Origin of the sequence: Tenacibaculum sp. TC6 (genome assembly GCF_050606265.1) — a bacterium.
Taxonomy (GTDB): Bacteria; Bacteroidota; Bacteroidia; order Flavobacteriales; family Flavobacteriaceae; genus Polaribacter.
On the sequence record NZ_JBOCUK010000008.1, the window covers coordinates 110,716 to 130,589 of the forward strand.

Below are 19,874 nucleotides of genomic sequence, written 5' to 3' on the forward strand. Positions count from 1 at the left end.
CTTTGAAATTAAGATGAAAAAAATAGGGTTACTTTTTCTATTATTCCTGAGTTTTGGAGCATTTTCTCAAACGGATTATAGTGATCGATGGGAAGATTTATTTTCTTACTCTAATGTGAAAGACTTTGTAAAATCTGATGATTTATTATATGCCATTGCAGACAATGCTGTTTTTGTGTACGATGTGCAATCGAAAGAAACACATAAAATATCATCAGTTCAAGGACTTTCAGGAGGAGAAACGTCGGCTATACATTATAGCTCGTCAACAAAACGCTTGGTTATTGGGTATGAAGACGGATTGTTAGAAATAATTGATGCTGATGGAAAAATAACTACTTCTCCGGAAATAACTAAATTTAATCAAACCGGAGAAAAACGAATTAATCATATATATGAATACAATGATAAGCTATACTTAGCTACTTCTTTTGCTATTGTTGTATATGATATAAAAAAGCTAGAGTTTGGAGATACCTATTTTATAGGAGCTGGTTCATCAGACGAAAAAGTATATCAGCTAACCGTGCTTAACAATACAATTTATGCTGCTACGGAAAGAGGAATATATCAGGCAGATATACAGAATCCGAACTTGATTGATTTTAATAGTTGGACACTTAGCTTTACAGGTAATTACAAAAATATTACTGTCTTTAACAATCAGTTATTTACTTCAAGAAATAACGAATTACTTACCATACAAGGCGCTTCTATGAACAGTGTTAGAGTTTTTGGTGAAGAAATACAACATCTTAAAAGTTCTGCTACAAGCCTTACGATTGCTCTAAATAACCGAGCTGTAATTTTCAATCAAAGTATAGCAGAAGTGGCTCAAGTAAACCCTACAACCAATTTTAACTTTAAACTGCATGGGGCTTTTGAAGAAAACGGTCAGGTATATTTAGGAACCTATACGTATGGGATTTTAAGAACAACAACCGGAGCCGCCGCATTTGAAGAAGTACACCCACAAGGGCCCATGTTTAATGATATTTTTTCTATGGATGCTCACAACAACAATGTTTGGGTGGTATATGGCGGGTATGACGCTACATATACTCCTATGCAAAATAGAAAAGGATATTCTTACTTTAACGGAAGTAATTGGAATAACTTCCCTTTTAAAAACAGTTTACCTTTCGGAGATTTAGTATCGGTAACAATTGATAAAACAAAAGAAAATTCAGTATATATAAGTTCATTTGGAGACATTTCTGGAGCTAATATAAATACCCCCTTAACAGGAGGATTACTACATATTGAAAATAATAATATACAAGCTTTTTATAACCAACTTAACAGTCCTTTAGAAGATATTGTAAATAGTGATCCTAATCGGGTTACCATTAGAGTTAGCGGTACTACATTTGATAGTCAGGGAAATATGTGGTTGACAAATATTGGAGTTGCTAACAAATTAAAAAAGAGATCCGTTGGCGGGCAATGGAGCAGTTTTGATTTACAATCGATAGTTACCTCAAATAAAATAGGACTGAATGAAATAGTAGTAGATAGAAGTAATACCGTGTGGATAGGTACCAGAGCAAATGGAGTATATGCTTTTAATGAAAGAGGAGATCGAAAAAAAGCATTGACAACTGAAGTTACCAAAGGGAGTTTACCGAGTGCTAATGTTCGTACTTTGGGAGTAGATAGAAATAACAGAATATGGTTAGGAACTTTAACCGGACTGGTAGTGTTTAACAATGCTTCTGGAGTTTTTGAAAGTGCCGTAAACGATGCTGAACCGATAGTTATTTTAGATGAAGGGATTCCTAAAAAACTTTTAGGTGATCAAACTATTAATTCTATAGAAATTGACGGAGCTGATAATAAATGGTTTGGAACAGAGGCAGGAGGGGTTCTTTATACAAATCCGAGTGGTGAAACAACATTAGCAAAATTTACAAAAGATAATTCTCCGTTACCCTCTAATAAAATTGTAGCTATTAAAGTAGATGATAGTAATGGAAAAGTGTACTTTGCTACCAATAGAGGAATGGTAGCGTATAATAGTAAAGTAGTGCCTTTTGGTGATGAGTTAAAAGAGGTGTATGCATACCCAAATCCGGTGTTGAAAAATCATGATGTTGTAACAATTGCCGGACGTCATGGGGCACATTTACCTAAAGGAACCAATGTGAAAATTTTAGACGTTTCCGGAAATTTGGTATATGAAACCAATGTAATAGAAGGGCAACAATTAGGAGGTGGTAAGGTAACGTGGGATAAACGAAATTTAGCCGGAACCAAAGTTGCTTCCGGAGTTTATATAGTATTGCTTTCTAATGAAGATGATACACAATCTGCAACCACTAAAATTGCTATTGTTAACTAAATGGGCTTAGTACATACCAAAGCAATTGTTTTTAAAACTATCAAGTATGGTGATACCAGTTTGATAGTTAAATGCTTTACGTTTGAAGAAGGCATACGGTCGTATATGGTTAAAGGCGTTTTAAATTCTAAAAAAGGAAAATTAAAAGCGGCTTATTTTCAACCCTTAACGCAGTTACAACTTGTAGCTAATCATAATAATAAAAACACGCTTAATTCTATAAGAGAAGCCCAAATAGTACACCCATATTACACCATTCATACTTCGGTAGTTAAACAAACAATAGTATTATTTTTATCAGAAATATTAGCAGCAATTATTCAGGAAGAAGAAAAAAATGAAGGTCTGTATACTTATATAGAAACCGCTTTAATTTGGTTGGATACACATACTGAAGTAGCAAATTTTCACCTGTTATTTTTATTGAATCTTTCAAGGTTTTTAGGCTTTTATCCGGATACTTCAGAATCAGAAAAAATAGGGTTTAATTTGGTAGAAGGAAGTTTTACGAATAGCCTGCATGAAAAATTAACACTCTACAATGATAAATTACTGCTTCTAAAAAGGTTGTTAGGCATAAATTTTGATGCAATAAACACAATTTCATTTCATAAGAATGAAAGGCAAACCATCCTTAGAATTATAGTCAAGTATTTTGAGCTACATCTGGAAGGTTTTAGACAACCAAAATCATTAGACATTTTAGAAACTGTGTTTAACTAACTAAACAATGAAACAAGTATTATTCACGCTATTTTTAATAGCTGTATTACCGGTTTTTGCACAAAAAATAACCATTTTTGATGCAGAAACAGGAAAGCCAATCGAGGCAGTTGCCGTATTCAATAAAGAAAAATCAAAATCATCTATTAGTAGCGAAAGTGGGATAGTAGATATTTCTCAATTTACAAATGATGAAATAATTATCTTTTCACATGTAGGTTATGCAGAATATCAAGCTAAGAAAAAAACGTTGCAATTAAATGGCTACCATGTATATCTTTCAAAACAATCAGAGCAATTAGATGAGGTGGTTCTATCTGTATTTAAAAATCAAGAAAAGAGAAATAGAATAGCAGAGCAAATTGCGGTTATAACAGAAAAAGATATCGAAAAAATATCTCCGCAAACCTCTGCAGATCTATTAGCCAATGTACCGGGAATCAGAGTGCAAAAATCACAATTTGGAGGAGGAAGCCCTGTACTACGAGGAATGGAAAGTAACCGTGTTTTGTTAGTAGTTGATGGGGTAAGAATGAATAATGCTATATATAGAAAAGGACATTTACAAAACTCAATTACGGTAGCTCCTAATTTATTAGACAGAACAGAAATTGTTTTTGGTCCGTCATCTGTAATTTACGGTTCAGATGCACTTGGGGGAGTCATACATTATTATACAAAAACACCAAAACTTTCAGACCATAACGAAGTTAAAAGCTCATTATTTTCAAGATATAGTACAGTAAATAATGAAACAACTAACATGGTATCTGCTGAATTACGATTTAAAAAATGGGCATCTTTTACGAGTGTAGCTCATAGTAATTTTGAAGATTTAACAATGGGTAAAAATCGCTCACACGGTTTTGACGATTGGGGAAAAGTTCCGTTTTACTCTGATAATTTAAACGGACATTATAGTGAAAATCCAACAGCAAATCCTAACCCGAATTTACAAAGAAATACAGGGTACAATCAAACAGATATTTTACAAAAATTCTATGTGCCTTTGTCAAAAAGAACCGATTTAAAAATAAATCTTCAATACTCAACGTCTTCAGATATTCCACGTTTTGATCGATTAACAGAGTTGAAAAAAGGATCGTTGAAGTTTGCGGAGTGGTATTACGGGCCTCAAAATCGTTTGTTAATTTCACCACAATTAGAAATTAACCCAAAGAAAAAGTGGTTAGATAAAGGAACCATTACCTTAGCTTATCAAAACATAGAAGAAAGTAGAATTCAAAGAAAATTCGGAAGTCTAGATAGATCTTACAGAGAAGAAAATGTAAATATTTTTAGTGTTAACGGAGATTTTACAGTGCCTATTGCTGAAAAACGCGATTTAGGTTATGGTTTTGAGGTAGCATACAATAACGTAAATTCAAATTCATACGGTAAAACATTAAATATTGTTAATGGAGAAATAGCCGGATTTAATGGAGATTTTGCAGTACAATCTAGATTTGCCGATGGGGGAAGCACTTATTTAAGCTCTGCTTTATACATAGATTATAGACAAGATATTAACAGTAAGTCTACCTTAAATACAGGGGTGCGTTTAACAAATACCAACCTTACAGCTAAGTGGATTGATGAACAGTTTTTTAAATTACCTAACAATGATATTAGTTTAAACAATACAGCTTTAACAGCTACCGTAGGGTATGTGTATAAACCAACTAAAACATGGCAATTGAATGCAGTGTTATCATCAGGATTCAGATCACCAAATATTGATGATGTAGGTAAAGTACGAGAAAAAAACGGTCAAGTAACGGTGCCTAATATTGATTTAAAACCGGAACATGCTTACAATGCTGAAATAGGGTTACAGAAATATTTTAATAATCGTAAATTCAGATTAGGTGCTAATGTGTATTATACTTTGTTGAATAATTATATATACAGAGAAGCATTTTTGCTAAACGGAAATTCAAAAATTATGTATGATGGTGAAGAAGGAGACATTGTAGCCAATGTAAATAAAGGAAAAGCATACATAACAGGAGTAACAGTAAATTATCAAGGGAAGTTACATAGAAACTGGAAAACATCAGGGTCTGTAACGTATACGAAAGGAGAAAGTTATGATGTAAAAGAACCAATGTCATCAATTCCTCCGCTATTCGGAAACTTTGAGCTTAATTATACAAACCATAAATTTGAAGGAGGAGCTAACTTAGTATTTAATGCTAAAAAAGACATTAAAAATTATAATATAAGTGAAGGAATAGATAACCATGTACAAACTCCGATTGTTAATCCTAATGCCCAAGAAGATATTGACAAATATTATGGTACTCCGGCTTGGATGACCGTTGGTTTATATAGTAGATATACTATAACTCCTGCTATTAGAATTCAAGGAAATATTACTAATTTATTTGATGAGCACTATAAAGAATTTGCTTCCGGAATTTCTGCACCGGGTAGAAACTTTTCTATAGCTTTGCATGTAAACTTATAAGATTAAAATGATAAATATATTTAAAATAGTAAGCCTTTTAGAAGGAATTTCATACATCCTGTTATTGTTTATTGCTGTTCCAATTAAATATTTGCAAGGTAATCCGGAGTATGTAAAATTACTGGGAATGCCACATGGACTTTTATTTGTTTTATATATTGTATTAGCAATTATGTTAAAGCAAGAGTTTAAATGGTCTACAAAAACATTTGGAATGGTTTGTTTACTTTCAATACTACCTTTCGGAACTTTTTTTGTTGGGAAATACTTGAAATAAACGATACTAAAATTATAAAAAGAAAAGAGCTTAATTTTAAATTAAGCTCTTTTTTATTTCTTGTATAACAAAAAAACTATCCACCACTCACAGGAGGAATAATGGCAATAACATCTTTTTCTTGTATAATCAGACTGTCTTGAGCGTACTCCTCATTTACCGCTATGGCAAAAGACTGTATGCTTGAAATTGAAGGAAATTGATTGGCTAAAAACGCTTTAAAATTTAGCACGGTACTTCCATTAGGTACTTCTAATTCTATTGAAGAAGCATTTAATAAATCTCGAGCGATGCCAAAGGCTAATAATTGAATTTTCATAGAACAAAGGTAGCTAAATTTAGTTTATAGCCAGGTAGTTTACTGTACGAATACTCTAGATTTATCATTGTTTTGTATGTAAAAAACAAACCATTTTATCCGGAAAATCGGTAAAAGCACCATCAATATTTGCCTGATTAAATAATACCTCCATCATTTCATCAAAAGAAGAAAATTCATCTAGCTGATCATATCTAAAAGTATATGGATGTACTTTTAAATTAAGTTGATGAGCATCTTTTACCAAAGAAGTAAAACTCCATTTTCCATTTTGTTTAGTGTCTAAAATTTGCTTGTACCAAGGGCCAATACCATCGGCATAAGTGGCATAGTAAGCTAATTGTTTAGTTTCTTCAGGAAATTCTATCAATTGCACTAAAAATAAATCAGAATGTAAATCCTTACGTACTCGCTCTAACTCTTTAGCATCAAAGCACTGAAAAATACATAAATCATTTTTTGTTTTATATCCGTATTCAGAAAGAATTTTCAACGTAATCGCAGCAATATCTTTTCCGTTTTCATGATGAAATTCAGGATTTTTAATTTCAGGATAAATTCCAATAGTGTTTCCTGTACTAAAGTTTAACCCCTGAATTAATTCAATTTCTTGCTGTAAAGAGTGTAGCTTAAAATTTCCTTTTCCTTTAGGAAAGCGATGAGGGTAAAACTGCTTACCGGTTTTGGGATCAAAACGTTCACTAACTTGTAAGAGTTGCAGCTCTTCAAAAGTAAAATCAATAACATAATAACGACCATCATTTCTTTTTCTTTCCGGAAAAGTAGTAGCTACATTAGTCACATCATCTAAGTAAATATCGTGTATAACTACAGGAATATCATCTTTGCTAAGTACCAAATCTTGTTCTATAAAATTAGGTTTCATGGCATAAGCCATTGCTTTAGCCTCCATGGTGTGTTCCGGCAAATAACCGGAAGCACCTCTATGTGCAATAACAATTTTTGAAGTCATAGAAGTTGTTTTTGATTTACAGCTAAAAAATAAGGTAAATGTGGTAATTAAAAGCAGGGTATAAAAAAATCCCGACTTAAAAAAATCGGGATTCTTATATTTAATAAGCTCGTTTATCATTTCCTTCATAAAAATTAATAAAGGCTTGGTTTACTACTCTATGTCCTCCATCAGTAGGATAATCTCCGGTAAAATACCAATCTCCTAAATTTTCAGGGCAAGCTTTATGCAGTTCGCTAACAGGTTGATAGATAACCTCAACAGTTGCTTTAATTTCAGGGGTTTTTAGCATTTCAGCTATTTTTGCAGAAATTTGTTCATCTGTAAAAGGAGCGTAAATTTCTTTTACATAGTTAACAATATCTTTATCACTGTTACTCTTTTGTGCAATACATTTTTGATACACATCATATACAATGTGATATTGACTGGATTCTTTAAGTAATTCTAAAGCTGCTTTAAAAGCAATAAAATCACCAATCTTAGCCATATCAATACCATAACAATCAGGATAACGAATTTGAGGAGCAGAAGATACAATTACTATTTTTTTAGGCTGTAAACGGTCTAAAATTTTAATAATACTTTTCTTTAGCGTTGTACCTCTAACAATACTATCATCTATAATTACTAAGTTATCTGTTGGTTTTACAACACCATAAGTAACATCATAAACATGTGCCACTAAATCATCTCTACTACTATCATCAGTAATAAAGGTTCTTAATTTAGCATCTTTAATGGCAATTTTCTCAAAGCGAGGTCTTTTAGAAAGAATTTCAATAACTTTTTCTTTTGAAAGTTTACCTCCTCCTGCTAAAATAGCATCAGTTTTTTGTTGGTTTAAAACATCTTCGGCAGCTTCCATCATTCCGAAAAATGAAGTTTCAGCCGTGTTTGGAATGTAGGAAAATACGGTGTTTTGAATGTCGTTATCAATAGATTTTAAAACACTTGGGAAAATATATTTTCCTAAATTTTTTCTTTCTTTATAAATGCTGGCATCACTTCCTCTTGAAAAATAAATACGCTCAAAAGAACAGGCTTTTTTAGGCTTTTGCTCTAAAATAGGCGCCATGGTTGTTTTTCCGTTTTTCTTGATAATTAAAGCATGTCCTCTTTCAATTTCTTTAATAGTATCAATAGTTACATTGAATACGGTTTGAATTACAGGACGCTCAGAAGCTACCACTACAACCTCATCATCTTGATAATAAAAAGCAGGACGTATAGCTGAAGGATCTCTGAATACAAAAGCATCACCATGTCCTAATAACCCAGCCATTGCATAACCGCCGTCCCAGTTTTTAGCAGATCTTTTTAAAATTCGTTGAATATCTAAGTTTTCTTCAATAAACGGTGAGGCGTCTTTTTTATTTAATCCATTTTTTTTAGCGTCTAAATAAGTATCAGCTACTTGGTCTTCTAAAAAGTGCCCTATTTTTTCCATTACCGTTACAGTATCGGTTGATTCTTTAGGGTGTTGGCCTAACTCAATTAACTCTTTCATTAATTGATTAGAGTTGGTCATATTAAAGTTACCGGCTACAATTAAACTTTGATGACGCCAGTTACTTTGACGTAAAAAAGGATGTACGTTTTCAATGCTGTTTCCTCCAAAAGTACCATAACGTACATGGCCTAAAAATAAGTTTCCAATGTAAGGTATGTTTTCTTCTTGCCATTGTACATCGTCAACTTTTGTTGGGTTTTTCTCAAAAATACCATTAATACGTTCATTGATTTGCCCAAAAATATCTTGAATAGGTTGTGATTTATTTGAACGAATTCTGCTAATGTAGCGTGTTCCGGGCTCTACATTAAACTTTATACTTGCTAAACCTGCACCATCTTGTCCGCGATTGTGCTGTTTTTCCATAAGCAAGTACATTTTGTTAACTCCATAAAATGCGGTACCATATTTTTCCTTATAGTATTCCAGAGGTTTTAATAACCTTACTAAAGCAATTCCACATTCATGTTTTATAGCGTCGCTCATTTATAAAAAGTGTTTAGTTGTGTTTTATTGTTGTTGTTTTGTATAAAAAAATCCGCAGTAAACCTGCGGACTGTATTATGATAATTCTATATCAAATTGTGTTAATTCTTTAAACGCTTGTAAACGATTTTGCACCTCGTCCTGCGTTAGCTCTTCCATACGTTGGGTTCCAAATTTCTCAACACAAAAAGAAGCTAAATTAGAGCCGTAAATAATAGCGTTTTTCATGTTTTCAAATGAAATGTCTTCTGTTCTTGCTAAGTATCCACAAAAACCACCTGCAAAAGTATCACCGGCACCGGTAGGATCAAAAACTTCCGCTAATGGTAAAGCTGGTGCAAAAAACATTTTACCTTCATTAAATAATAAAGCCCCGTGTTCACCTTTTTTAATAACTACAAATTGAGGTCCCATTTCATGAATTTTCTTAGCAGCATTTACTAATGAATATTCACCACTTAATTGACGGGCTTCTTCATCATTAATGGTAATAACATCTATACGTTTTAACACCTCATGTAAATCATTTAGAGCAATGTCCATCCAAAAGTTCATAGTATCTAACACCACTAACTTAGGTCTTTCATTCATTTGATCCAAAACTGAAGCTTGTGTTAAAGGATGTAAGTTTCCTAACATTACAATTTTAGCATCTTTAAATTGTTTAGGAACAACAGGTTTAAAATGCTCTAAAACATTTAGTTCAGTAACTAAAGTATCGCGAGAGTTCATATCATTGTGATATCTACCACTCCAAAAAAAGGTTTTACCTTCTTTAACTATTTCAATACCTTCTGTATTAATTCCTTTATTTTCCATCATATCTAAATACGATTGAGGAAAATCTCCTCCTACGACAGAAACTACTCCTGTTTTTACCCCAAATTGTGCTGCGGCTAAACCAACAAAAGTTCCTGATCCTCCTAAAATTTTATCTGTTTTACCAAAAGGTGTTTCAATAGCATCAAAAGCTACAGTACCAACAGCTAATAATTTACTCATACGTTTAATTTATACCTTCTTTATTGAAAGAACTTTATTCTACTCTGTCAGGATTTTATTAAAAACCTAACAAAAATTACTATTTAAGTTTACTTTATCATTTACAGGCACAAAAATGCCTTTTTTTATCGTAATTTTGCACCTTTAATACAAAATAAGTCTTTGACTGTGCAAAAATAGTTTTAAAAAATGACTATCAAAGAAATACAAGAAGAAATTATTGATGAGTTCTCAATGTTTGAGGATTGGATGGAGCGTTACGAATATATCATTGAATTAGGAAAATCATTACCATTAATTAACGACTCTTATAAATTAGATGAAAATTTAATTAGAGGATGTCAGTCTAAAGTATGGTTGTATTCGGAATTAGATAATGGAAAAGTTCGTTTTACTGCTGATAGTGACGCTATACTCACTAAAGGAATTGTAGCTTTATTATTACGTGTTTTTTCAAATCAAACACCTAAAGATATTTTAAATGCTGATACTGATTTTATAAATGAAATAGGTTTGAAAGAGCATTTAAGTCCAACCAGAGCTAACGGTTTAGTATCAATGGTGAAACAAATAAAAATGTATGCATTGGCTCAACAAGCCAAAATAACAAGTTAAAAATGTCAATAGGTATGACAGACGAGAAATTAGAAGAGTTAGGAGATAAAATAGTACGTGTTTTAAAAACAATTTACGATCCGGAAATACCGGTTGATATTTATGAGCTAGGGTTGATTTATGATGTTTTTATTTCTGAGGATAATGATGCCAAAATATTAATGACATTAACCTCACCTAATTGCCCTGTTGCAGAAACATTACCGGTTGAGGTAGAAGAGAAAGTAAAAACATTAAAAGAAATAAATAACTGCGAAGTTGAAATTACTTTTGACCCTACTTGGACTCAAGATATGATGAGTGAAGAGGCTAAATTAGAATTAGGACTTTTGTAATAGTAAATGGCTGAAGAAATTATAAATAGAGTAGCTAACAGTAAACTTGAAACTCTTGACCTGGAAGATTTTTATCCTAAAGGAGCAAGAGTATCTTTTGATATTAAAGAGTGGCTACATGAAGAATTAATTTTAATAGAAAAAGAGTTCAGGCAAAAGGTAAAAGAGCACAATTGGACTCAATACCAAGATGCTTATGTGGCTCTAACGTGTAGTGCTGATGCAATTATTCCTTCATGGGCATATTTGCTTCTAACTACTGAGTTGTCGCCGTTTGCTAAAAAAATTGTAGTAGGAAATTTAGAATTACTTGAAACAGTTATCTTTCAAGAAATTATAAATAATCTTACATTTGAAAACTTAAAAGATAAACCTGTAATTATAAAAGGATGTGCCAATAAACCAATCCCTTCTTCTGCATATACCTTATTAATTCAAAGAATTCAGCCTGTGGCAAAAACCATCATGTTTGGTGAAGCCTGCTCAACAGTGCCTTTGTTTAAAAAGAAATAAATAGAAGTTAAATATTGCAACGTAATAGTAGGATGAAAAAATTACTTTTTACGCTTATAGTTAGTTTTACAGTTATTAGTTTTTCCCAAGAAAAAAAAGATAGTATTCCTGATAAGTGGAACATTACAGGTAAACTTGCTTTTGTTTTAAATCAATCATCCTTTTCAAACTGGATAGCAGGAGGTAGTAATACTGTTGCCGGCAATGTGGCTATTAATTATGATTTTAATTACAGAAAGAATAAATGGCGATGGGATAACAAAATTATTTCAACATATGGCTTAAGTTATGTTGACGGGCAGGGAGTTAGGAAAACAGATGACCGCTTTGAATACAATTCGCTTTTAGGACTAAAAGCAGAAAACTATTGGTTTTTCTCTTTTATCAGTAACTTTAAAACACAGTATACTCGAGGATATGACTATAAAAAAACTCCTATATTACCTATTTCAGATTTTGTGTCGCCAGCGTACTGGAGTTTTGGGCCGGGTATGCTTTGGAAAAAATCGGATGATGCAAGAATCAATATTGCTCCGGCTTCAGCAAGGTTAACCTTTGTTTCAGATGAGTTTTCAGGAAAATATGGTGTAAAAGAAGGTAGAAATTCAAATTTAGGTTTGGGTTTTAACTTGTCTTCATATTTCAAGTTCAGCATCATGAAAGATGTAATTATGGAAAACATTTTAGCAATGTATTCAGATTACTTAAACAATCCACAAAATATTGATATAGATTATCAAATGCGATTTTTCGTTAAAATTAACGAATACCTTTCAACTAACTTAGGCTTCCATTCTATTGTAGATGATAATGCCTCAAGTAAAATTCAATTTAAGCAAATGTTTGGATTAGGATTAAATTATATTTTTCATAAAAGGTGACTTTTCAAAAATAAGATTGTCTTAAGCCATGGAAACAGTTAGATTTGCACATCTAAAAAATCAAAAAATTTAATAATTAAAATGAAAAAATTAGTAGCAATTGCAATTTTATTTGGAGCGTTAACGGTAAAAGCTCAAGAATCAAAAGATGAACCGAAAGAAGGATGGAAAAGAGGAGGAAATATTACTTTTTTATTCAATCAATCTGCATTTAACAACTGGTTAGCAGGAGGAACCAATAACATTTCAGGAACTATGGGGTTAAACTATGATATAAACTACGTTAAAGGAGATTGGAACTGGGATAATAAAATTATTGCTTCTTACGGTTTAACAAAGTTAAGAGGTCAAGACACCAAGAAAACAGATGACCGTTTTGAATTAAACTCATTATTAGGTAGAAAAGCATCTGGATACTGGTATTACTCTGCTTTTTTTAATTTTAAAACTCAAATGTCTTCAACAGATGTTGGCGGAGTTCAACAATCTCACTTTTTCTCACCGGCTTATTTCCAATTCGGACCTGGTATGTTATGGAAAAAGTCAGATAATTTAAAAGTAAACATTGCACCGGCAACTTCGAAATTAGTGGTGGTTCACGATCATTTTACCGCTAATTTACCAGCGGGAGGTAGTTATTTTGGTGTAGCTCCTGGTAAAACAATTCGTTACGAATTAGGGGCAGCTGTAAACGGTTACTATAAGTTTGATTTAATGGAAAATGTTTCTGTTGAAAACATTTTAAACTTATATAGCAATTACCTAGAAGATGCTCAAAACGTTGATATTGATTATACGGTAAACGTAGTAATGAAAATCAATAAATATTTATCTGCTAATTTAGCATTACAAGCAATTTATGATGATAATGCTTTTGAAGGATTTCAAACAAGAGAAGTATTTGGTTTAGGAGTTAATTACAATTTCTAACAACTAAGAATAACAAAAAAGTTTAAAAGGTTAGGTTACTTACTTCGGTAAGTAGCCTTTTTTTTATGTTTGATATTGAGTTGTTTAAATGGTTTTTATGTTTTTGGCATGCAATTTGAAAACAAATAAACATAACCATAAAACGAAGGCTTATGAAACGTTTAAAATTACTATTACTACTATTAGTTACAGGAGCAACATTAACTTCTTGTGTTGTGGTGAATGATGAATATATTGATAATGGTATTTCATTAAATGAATTAATTTCTAGTTATGATTTATGGTATATTGATTATCACAAAACACAAGGAAGAGGAGATGTTCCGTTTATATCAAAAGCATTTACTATGTCATTTTTAAATGGAAGAATGTACGCAAACAATAATATTGTTGATGTAGGAAAAACAGGTGATGGATTAGGTGTTTATGTAGGAAGCTATAATACTTTTAATGATATTCTTGAAACCAATCATAGATTAGATGGAAGATATAACTTTGAGGTCGTTCAATTATCAGCTAATGAAATTAGAATTGATTGTTTATCTCAAAATGTAAGTTACTATTTAATAGGATATCAAAGAAATAACTTTGATTATGATAAATTGTTTTATGACAATATTGAATACTTTTTACAAGAGTACATAGCTTGGGAACGAGTTAAAACCAGTGGAGGGAGTCCAAATGTATTTGATAGAGAGCATTATTTACAGTTTACACCGGAAAATGATGTGACATTTTATTCATCTCATGATTCTTTTGGCACAGATATTGATTATATAAATTGGGATTTCGTTGGAAGCTACGAAGTTGCTAATGTTAACGGGTATAATGACCTAAAAATTTTAACACTTAATTATGATGGTGGAGATACAGAAAAGTTTGAATTAAGCGTTATTAATGATGAAACAATAGAGTTATACCATTTACGTTCTGAAACACTATATACATTTGCCGGAAGAGGGTTTGTACAGTACCTAAAACAAGAAGGTAAAGAAAGTACAAAAACAACTGTAAGGAACAGTGGTAGAAAACGTACTAAGATAGAAAGAAAAACAGTAGAAAGAAGAGTTTTAAAATAAAGTTTGGTTAGTTGATTTTTGGTTGGTTATTGATATAACCAATTAAAAGAAACCGCTCCGAGAGGGGCGGTTTTTATTTTTTATAACCTCTAATTTACATAAAAAAAAGTACCTTTATAAGAAATTAAAAAAGAATGACAAAAACTGCTTTTATAACCGGAGCCACTTCAGGAATAGGAAAAGCTACAGCACAACTTTTTGCTAAAAATAATATCAATATTGTTATTTGTGGAAGACGTTCAGAAAAATTGGAAAAACTTCAACAAGAACTTTCAGTATATACCAATGTTCATAGTTTACAGTTTGATGTTCGTTATCAAAAAGATGTAGAAAAATCTATACAGAGTCTTCCGGAAGAGTTTAAACATATAGATATATTAATTAATAATGCCGGGAATGCTCATGGACTTAGTTCTATTCAAGAAGGAAGCATAGAAGACTGGGATGCAATGATAGATGGTAATGTAAAAGGATTGCTCTATGTTTCCAAAGCTATTATTCCTCAAATGATAGAACATAATAACGGATTTATAATTAACATAGGGTCAATTGCCGGAAAAGAGGTGTATCCGAATGGAAATGTATATTGTGCTTCTAAGTTTGCTGTTAATGCCTTAAATAAAGGAATGAGAATAGACTTAAATCAGCATAATATCAGAGTTTGCGCCATACATCCCGGATTGGTAGAAACGGAATTTTCAGATGTACGATTTAAAGGAGATACGGAAAGAGCAAAAACGGTGTACCAAGGTTATAAAGCATTACAACCTGAAGATATTGCAGATATTATCTATTTTGTAGTAACAAGGCCTTATCATGTTAATATAGAAGATTTAATAGTGTATCCTACAGCGCAGGCAAGTGCTACAATATTGAATAAAAATGCATAATTATTCAAAAACCATTGCCGGATGCATGGCTTGGGGAAAATGGGGAAAGAACCTTACTACACAACAAATGGTTGCATTAATGCATGTTTGTATTGAAAACTCAATAAGCTCATTTGATCATGCAGATATTTATGGAGATTACACTACTGAAGCGGCTTTTGGAAAAGCTTTAAAAGAAAGTGGAATTCTTAGAAATGAAATTCAATTAATTTCAAAATGCGGAATTCAATATATGGGAGAATCCAGACCCAACAGAGTTAAACATTACAATTATTCTAAAGATTATATAATTTGGAGTGTAGAACAATCGCTTAAAAATTTACAAACAGAATATCTAGATTTACTGCTATTGCATCGCCCAAGTCCTTTAATGCATTCTGATGAAATTGCTGAAGCTGTAAATGAATTAAAGCAACAAGGGAAAATACATGAATTTGGGGTTTCAAACTTTACACCTTTACAAACTGATTTAATCAAAAGCAAAGTTGAGGTTTCAGTTAATCAAATAGAAGTTTCTTTAACGCAATTTTCTGCAATGCTAAACGGAAGTTTAGACTATATGCAGTTGCATAATATTCTCCCTATGGTGTGGAGTCCGTTGGGGAGCTACTTTAAGGAAGAACCCTCTCAAAATAATAGAATTAAAGAAGAGTTAAGAAATCTTTGTGAGAAATACCAAGCTACCGAAAATCAGATTTTGTTAGCATGGTTGTATAATCATCCGTCAGGAATAATTCCTGTTGTAGGCACTACCAATGAAGAAAGAATTAAAGAAGCAATACACGCTCAATCAATTCAATTAGAAACAGAAGATTGGTTTGCATTATTAGTAGCAAGTCAAGGACATAAAGTACCTTAGAATGATTAACAAGCGGCTTCTCATTAAAAATTTACTTTCTAAAAACGATGAAAATAGTTTTTATGATAAAAAGCAAAAACTTTCTTTGCATTCTAAAGAAGGGAAAGCTAAGTTTATAAAACACGTTTGTGCCTTATCCAATTCAAATCCTGATAATAACTCTTACATAGTTATAGGTATTCAGGATGAAGACAATAAAATTGTTGGGGTTGACTTTTTTGATGATAGTAAAATCCAAAATTTGGTAAATGCATACCTAAACAACCCACCTAAAATAGAATATGAAAATGTTCATTTTCCTCGTTTACCCAGATATAAAGTAATTGGCTTAGTTACCATCTATCCAAATAAGGCAATTACTTCATTGGCAAAAAATGCCTGGAAATATTCTAAAGGAACTGTTTTTTACAGAAGGGGAAGTAACTCAATTCCTGCGGAAGATGATTTCGAGTTAAAAAACACCAATAAACCTATTGTTGAGGCCATTGAAAAAAATGCCAGAAACAATATTGAGTTAACATTAAATGGAGTCTTTGATTTCTTTAATCGCCATAAAAAAGAGTATAATCCGCAGTATAAGGTGTTTAAAGAGCAGTTTGTATTGTGCTGGGCAGGAAAAAAGTTTGAAGTTAATGAAGAAGTATATTTTTCAAGAGTAGATATAGAGCTTGTTAATGAGCAGGTAAGGTTGTTTTACTCTGATTTAGATGATGTTAAAATATCCTATAATGAGCATTCATTTATTATTACAGAATATATTGTGTTAGGAATAGAAAAAGAACATAAACATTATCCGTTAGAAAAAACCATTATTAATTTTAAAGATAATGGTATACATGATATAGCAACAGAACTTTTGTTTGAACCTCCTCAGTTTGATAAAAAAATATTACACCATATTTATAACAATAACAATACGATTATTTCAAAAATAGAAAAAGGAATTCCTCTTTCTGTAACGGAACATGAAGATGTATTGAAACTACCTACTTCTTATTTAATATGTTATTTGAATGGCTTTTTAGAAGCTTCAGAAAAGCTAAAAAAAGCAAAAACTTATATACGGAATTTAGAAGATAAAACAACGTATGTTAAATTTAAAGAAGCTCTTAGAATTTTAAGAAAGGTTAAGTATAATTAAAAAATAGCAGCTCAATGTATTAAGCTGCTATGTATGTTTATTTTTTATCTCTTTTATAGTAAGAAACAATACTTGCTTTAGCTATAGTATTACTCCATAAATAGTAACCAACAACAGCTGGGTTCGTATTTTCATTTAAACCTAACTTTTCCGTTTTTAAAGCATACACAGTAATAATATACTGATGGTCTCCATGACCTTCTGGTGGACAAGGGCCTCCATATCCTCTAGAACCAAAATCGGTAACACTTTGTATAGCTCCTTTAGGTAATAAATTAAGGTTAACATCACCAGCATTACCAGTTATAGTTGTGGTATTTGCCGGAATATCAAAAATAACCCAATGCCACCAACCACTTCCGGTAGGAGCATCCGGATCATACATAGTAACTGCAAAACTTTTAGTTTCTTTTGGAGCATTTTTCCATAATAGTTGTGGAGAATGGTTTTTTCCTGTACAACCAAAACCGTTAAATTCTTGCTCTTTTGTAACCTGACCACCTAAATCGGTACTCGTTAATGTAAATGTATTTTGCCCTAAAACAGACAAACTGAAGCCTAATAAAAGGCTTAAAATAAATGATGTTTTTTTCATTGTATGCACGTTTTTATAATGATAACAAAATTAAGTTAGTTTGCTATATAAGTACTATTTAAATGAGTTCAAAAAGTATTGATAAAAGCTCAACTTTCTTGGTGTTGTTTAGGCGTTGTTCCAAATCTGTTTTTAAAGGCCTGTGTAAAACTGGAAAGATTTTCATAACCAATTTCTTCATAAATTTCAGAAGGTCTTTTTTGATGATCTCTTAATAAAAAGGAAGCATATTCTAATCTTTGTTCCTGAAACCATTTGATAGGAGAGACTTTAAAGTGCTTTTCAAATTCTCTTTTAAAAGAAGAAACACTCATGCTTGCTAAAAAAGCAAGTTCTTTCAAGGTTAGTTTTTTAAACTTATTATTTTCAACTACCTGAATAAAATTTTGACCTTGGTTATCATGATATTTAATCATTGAAAATAAAAAATCAGTTCCGTATGTTTCTACAAGATAAAGCATGAGTTCTTCATACTTTAAAGTAATAAGTCTTGTTAGCGTTTTAGAAGGTAGCGTAAGAATGGTAAAAATACCTTGTATAAAATTTTTAATAAAAACATCTTTTTTAAATGCGTGAACCGATTTATAACTTGATTTTTTTATATCGCGTATTTCATACTTTCTAATAAAATCTAACACAGTTTTATTTGAAAAAAACAATAAAAGACTTTGATAATTTTGGTGTGTATCAGATAATTTTTCGGTCATTAAGCAATTTCCTGATTTCATTAATAGAAAACTGGAGTTATTAATTGATAGCGAACTTGTATGCGTAATAATTTCTTTTGTTCCTTCAATTAAAAAACTAAAAGTATTTTGTGTCAAGTTAATTTGCTGCTTAGCTACTTCCTGAGCACTATGGTAATTAAAAACAGCAATGGAAGAAGTATCTAAGTCTAGCTCTTTAGGTAAAGAGAGTACTTTCATGGTTAATCTTTCCTTTTAAATGGCTAAGGTATAGAAAAAAGCTAAAACTTAAGATTATCAATCTTAAATTTTACGGATAAAAAAAAAGAGAAAAGGCTATAAATAAGTAGCTATTTTTAGCCTTTAGTTATATTTTAGTCAAGCATAGCAACTACTCTGGCGGGAGCAGCTGAAGCTCCTACAATTTTTAGCGGAAAAACGGCTACTTTAAATCCTGAAAGGGGAAGCGAGTCTAAGTTTACCAGTTGTTCCATATGACAATATTCTTTGTCTTTACCTACTAAATGCGCTTCCCAAAACAATTCTGAGTTATTAGTTTCTTTGGCTTTTTGTATCATATAAGGCAAAGGTAAATCCCATCCCCAGGAATCAATTCCCATCACTTTAATTCCTTGATCAATTAACCATTCTGTAGCTTTTGCACTTACGCCGGTTCCTTTTTTATGAAAATCTTTAGTACCATTAAACTGATCGCGTCCGGTTTTAATCAGTACAATCATATTTGGTTGTATAGCTAACTCATTTTCTTTAAGAAATTTTTGAATGTCATCTACTGTAATCGGGTCAAAATCTACCTTATGTTTCATATCAATAACCATTCCCTCTCCATAACACCATTCTAACGGAACTTCATCTATGGTTTTTGATTTTTCTCCATTGGTGGTAGGAGAGTAATGCCAAGGAGCATCTATATGAGTTGTGGAGTGAACTCCCATTTTTTGAATGGTGTCATCGGCCCAACCTGTGAAGTTTTTAGGAAATAATTTAAAAGGTAATCCGAGTATTCTAATTAGCCATTTAGCTTTATGATGAGGTTTATGCTTTATTTTAACTTTCATAAACCAAGGATCTTGTTTATTGTATTGAATAGGCTTAGATAAATCGATAATTTTCATAGAAGGTATCAAAAATTATGTTGAACTAAGCAAATGTGTCGTCCTAAAAAACCATTACAGTTTTTTAGTATGATTAAAGATATAAAATCTCTCAACAAACATGTGTTTGT

20 protein-coding genes are annotated in these 19,874 nt (G+C 31.7%); 13 read left to right on the forward strand and 7 right to left on the reverse strand.

Annotated elements, in window-relative coordinates; genetic code table 11:
* Positions 1-13: 13 nt before the first annotated feature.
* From ACQY1Q_RS06770 to ACQY1Q_RS06785, 4 genes are read left to right on the forward strand one after another with little or no spacing between them, the layout of a single operon-like run.
* A complete protein-coding gene (locus tag ACQY1Q_RS06770; protein WP_431004537.1) occupies positions 14-2,341 on the forward strand; it encodes a two-component regulator propeller domain-containing protein in 2,328 nt (775 codons plus the stop codon).
* Positions 2,342-3,064, forward strand: coding sequence for a DNA repair protein RecO (recO, locus tag ACQY1Q_RS06775; protein ID WP_431004538.1), 723 nt, complete (start codon positions 2,342-2,344; stop codon positions 3,062-3,064). It abuts the gene before it with no gap.
* A gap of 7 nt (positions 3,065-3,071) precedes the next feature.
* Entirely contained in the window at positions 3,072-5,534 is a 2,463-nt protein-coding gene (locus ACQY1Q_RS06780; protein ID WP_431004539.1) for a TonB-dependent receptor plug domain-containing protein, read from the forward strand.
* Between the two features lie 7 nt (positions 5,535-5,541).
* Positions 5,542-5,811 carry a DUF3817 domain-containing protein gene (locus ACQY1Q_RS06785; protein WP_431004540.1) on the forward strand — a complete coding sequence of 90 codons (270 nt, stop codon included), beginning with the start codon at positions 5,542-5,544 and terminating at the stop codon, positions 5,809-5,811.
* Between the two features lie 76 nt (positions 5,812-5,887).
* Here the strand turns inward: ACQY1Q_RS06785 and ACQY1Q_RS06790 are convergent, their stop codons facing one another.
* From ACQY1Q_RS06790 to ACQY1Q_RS06805, 4 genes are all read right to left on the reverse strand, one after another.
* Positions 5,888-6,130, reverse strand: a complete 243-nt coding sequence (locus tag ACQY1Q_RS06790) for a MoaD/ThiS family protein (protein WP_431004541.1) — start codon at positions 6,128-6,130, stop codon at positions 5,888-5,890.
* 64 nt (positions 6,131-6,194) lie between these two features.
* Positions 6,195-7,223 (reverse strand): glycerophosphodiester phosphodiesterase, encoded by a 1,029-nt coding sequence (glpQ, locus tag ACQY1Q_RS06795; protein ID WP_431004558.1) that lies wholly within the window; start codon positions 7,221-7,223, stop codon positions 6,195-6,197.
* Positions 7,204-9,102, reverse strand: coding sequence for an amidophosphoribosyltransferase (locus ACQY1Q_RS06800; protein ID WP_431004542.1), 1,899 nt, complete (start codon positions 9,100-9,102; stop codon positions 7,204-7,206). Before ACQY1Q_RS06800 ends, glpQ begins: the two co-directional genes overlap by 20 nt.
* Before the next feature lie 75 nt (positions 9,103-9,177).
* Positions 9,178-10,104 carry a PfkB family carbohydrate kinase gene (locus ACQY1Q_RS06805; RefSeq protein ID WP_431004543.1) on the reverse strand — a complete coding sequence of 309 codons (927 nt, stop codon included), beginning with the start codon at positions 10,102-10,104 and terminating at the stop codon, positions 9,178-9,180.
* Between the two features lie 189 nt (positions 10,105-10,293).
* Between ACQY1Q_RS06805 and ACQY1Q_RS06810 the strand changes: the two genes are divergently transcribed.
* The 9 genes from ACQY1Q_RS06810 to ACQY1Q_RS06850 all read left to right on the forward strand — a co-directional run bounded on the left by ACQY1Q_RS06810 (position 10,294) and on the right by ACQY1Q_RS06850 (position 17,347).
* Entirely contained in the window at positions 10,294-10,719 is a 426-nt protein-coding gene (locus ACQY1Q_RS06810; protein ID WP_431004544.1) for a SufE family protein, read from the forward strand.
* A gap of 14 nt (positions 10,720-10,733) precedes the next feature.
* Positions 10,734-11,054 carry a DUF59 domain-containing protein gene (locus ACQY1Q_RS06815; RefSeq protein WP_431004545.1) on the forward strand — a complete coding sequence of 107 codons (321 nt, stop codon included), beginning with the start codon at positions 10,734-10,736 and terminating at the stop codon, positions 11,052-11,054.
* Between the two features lie 6 nt (positions 11,055-11,060).
* The gene (locus ACQY1Q_RS06820; RefSeq protein ID WP_431004546.1) at positions 11,061-11,567 is read left to right on the forward strand and encodes a DUF2480 family protein; all 507 of its coding nucleotides are present in this window, start codon (positions 11,061-11,063) and stop codon (positions 11,565-11,567) included.
* Between the two features lie 32 nt (positions 11,568-11,599).
* Positions 11,600-12,448 carry a DUF3078 domain-containing protein gene (locus tag ACQY1Q_RS06825; protein ID WP_431004547.1) on the forward strand — a complete coding sequence of 283 codons (849 nt, stop codon included), beginning with the start codon at positions 11,600-11,602 and terminating at the stop codon, positions 12,446-12,448.
* 81 nt (positions 12,449-12,529) lie between these two features.
* On the forward strand, positions 12,530-13,378 hold the full coding sequence (locus ACQY1Q_RS06830) for a DUF3078 domain-containing protein (protein ID WP_431004548.1): 849 nt from the start codon (positions 12,530-12,532) through the stop codon (positions 13,376-13,378).
* Positions 13,379-13,530: 152 nt separating this feature from the next.
* The gene (locus ACQY1Q_RS06835; protein ID WP_431004549.1) at positions 13,531-14,457 is read left to right on the forward strand and encodes a hypothetical protein; all 927 of its coding nucleotides are present in this window, start codon (positions 13,531-13,533) and stop codon (positions 14,455-14,457) included.
* Positions 14,458-14,591: 134 nt separating this feature from the next.
* Positions 14,592-15,347 (forward strand): SDR family NAD(P)-dependent oxidoreductase, encoded by a 756-nt coding sequence (locus ACQY1Q_RS06840; protein WP_431004550.1) that lies wholly within the window; start codon positions 14,592-14,594, stop codon positions 15,345-15,347.
* Positions 15,340-16,206, forward strand: a complete 867-nt coding sequence (locus ACQY1Q_RS06845; protein ID WP_431004551.1) for an aldo/keto reductase — start codon at positions 15,340-15,342, stop codon at positions 16,204-16,206. The genes ACQY1Q_RS06840 and ACQY1Q_RS06845 overlap by 8 nt, the downstream gene beginning before the upstream one ends.
* Before the next feature lies 1 nt (position 16,207).
* Positions 16,208-17,347, forward strand: a complete 1,140-nt coding sequence (locus ACQY1Q_RS06850; RefSeq protein ID WP_431004552.1) for an ATP-binding protein — start codon at positions 16,208-16,210, stop codon at positions 17,345-17,347.
* Between the two features lie 37 nt (positions 17,348-17,384).
* On the opposite strand, the gene ACQY1Q_RS06855 is transcribed toward ACQY1Q_RS06850, so the two are convergent.
* The 3 genes from ACQY1Q_RS06855 to ACQY1Q_RS06865 all read right to left on the reverse strand — a co-directional run bounded on the left by ACQY1Q_RS06855 (position 17,385) and on the right by ACQY1Q_RS06865 (position 19,764).
* On the reverse strand, positions 17,385-17,942 hold the full coding sequence (locus ACQY1Q_RS06855) for a YbhB/YbcL family Raf kinase inhibitor-like protein (RefSeq protein ID WP_431004553.1): 558 nt from the start codon (positions 17,940-17,942) through the stop codon (positions 17,385-17,387).
* A gap of 89 nt (positions 17,943-18,031) precedes the next feature.
* Positions 18,032-18,868, reverse strand: coding sequence for a helix-turn-helix transcriptional regulator (locus ACQY1Q_RS06860; protein WP_431004554.1), 837 nt, complete (start codon positions 18,866-18,868; stop codon positions 18,032-18,034).
* 134 nt (positions 18,869-19,002) lie between these two features.
* On the reverse strand, positions 19,003-19,764 hold the full coding sequence (locus tag ACQY1Q_RS06865) for a cyclase family protein (protein ID WP_431004555.1): 762 nt from the start codon (positions 19,762-19,764) through the stop codon (positions 19,003-19,005).
* Positions 19,765-19,874 lie beyond the last annotated feature (110 nt).

Bases quoted from the DNA above. Each gene is read 5' to 3' on its own strand.
- ACQY1Q_RS06770 (WP_431004537.1), top strand. From the start codon at position 14: ATGAAAAAAATAGGGTTACTTTTTCTATTATTCCTGAGTTTTGGAGCA.
- recO (WP_431004538.1), top strand. From the start codon at position 2,342: ATGGGCTTAGTACATACCAAAGCAATTGTTTTTAAAACTATCAAGTAT.
- ACQY1Q_RS06780 (WP_431004539.1), top strand. From the start codon at position 3,072: ATGAAACAAGTATTATTCACGCTATTTTTAATAGCTGTATTACCGGTT.
- ACQY1Q_RS06785 (WP_431004540.1), top strand. From the start codon at position 5,542: ATGATAAATATATTTAAAATAGTAAGCCTTTTAGAAGGAATTTCATAC.
- ACQY1Q_RS06790 (WP_431004541.1), bottom strand. From the start codon at position 6,130: ATGAAAATTCAATTATTAGCCTTTGGCATCGCTCGAGATTTATTAAAT.
- glpQ (WP_431004558.1), bottom strand. From the start codon at position 7,223: ATGATAAACGAGCTTATTAAATATAAGAATCCCGATTTTTTTAAGTCG.
- ACQY1Q_RS06800 (WP_431004542.1), bottom strand. From the start codon at position 9,102: ATGAGCGACGCTATAAAACATGAATGTGGAATTGCTTTAGTAAGGTTA.
- ACQY1Q_RS06805 (WP_431004543.1), bottom strand. From the start codon at position 10,104: ATGAGTAAATTATTAGCTGTTGGTACTGTAGCTTTTGATGCTATTGAA.
- ACQY1Q_RS06810 (WP_431004544.1), top strand. From the start codon at position 10,294: ATGACTATCAAAGAAATACAAGAAGAAATTATTGATGAGTTCTCAATG.
- ACQY1Q_RS06815 (WP_431004545.1), top strand. From the start codon at position 10,734: ATGACAGACGAGAAATTAGAAGAGTTAGGAGATAAAATAGTACGTGTT.
- ACQY1Q_RS06820 (WP_431004546.1), top strand. From the start codon at position 11,061: ATGGCTGAAGAAATTATAAATAGAGTAGCTAACAGTAAACTTGAAACT.
- ACQY1Q_RS06825 (WP_431004547.1), top strand. From the start codon at position 11,600: ATGAAAAAATTACTTTTTACGCTTATAGTTAGTTTTACAGTTATTAGT.
- ACQY1Q_RS06830 (WP_431004548.1), top strand. From the start codon at position 12,530: ATGAAAAAATTAGTAGCAATTGCAATTTTATTTGGAGCGTTAACGGTA.
- ACQY1Q_RS06835 (WP_431004549.1), top strand. From the start codon at position 13,531: ATGAAACGTTTAAAATTACTATTACTACTATTAGTTACAGGAGCAACA.
- ACQY1Q_RS06840 (WP_431004550.1), top strand. From the start codon at position 14,592: ATGACAAAAACTGCTTTTATAACCGGAGCCACTTCAGGAATAGGAAAA.
- ACQY1Q_RS06845 (WP_431004551.1), top strand. From the start codon at position 15,340: ATGCATAATTATTCAAAAACCATTGCCGGATGCATGGCTTGGGGAAAA.
- ACQY1Q_RS06850 (WP_431004552.1), top strand. From the start codon at position 16,208: ATGATTAACAAGCGGCTTCTCATTAAAAATTTACTTTCTAAAAACGAT.
- ACQY1Q_RS06855 (WP_431004553.1), bottom strand. From the start codon at position 17,942: ATGAAAAAAACATCATTTATTTTAAGCCTTTTATTAGGCTTCAGTTTG.
- ACQY1Q_RS06860 (WP_431004554.1), bottom strand. From the start codon at position 18,868: ATGAAAGTACTCTCTTTACCTAAAGAGCTAGACTTAGATACTTCTTCC.
- ACQY1Q_RS06865 (WP_431004555.1), bottom strand. From the start codon at position 19,764: ATGAAAATTATCGATTTATCTAAGCCTATTCAATACAATAAACAAGAT.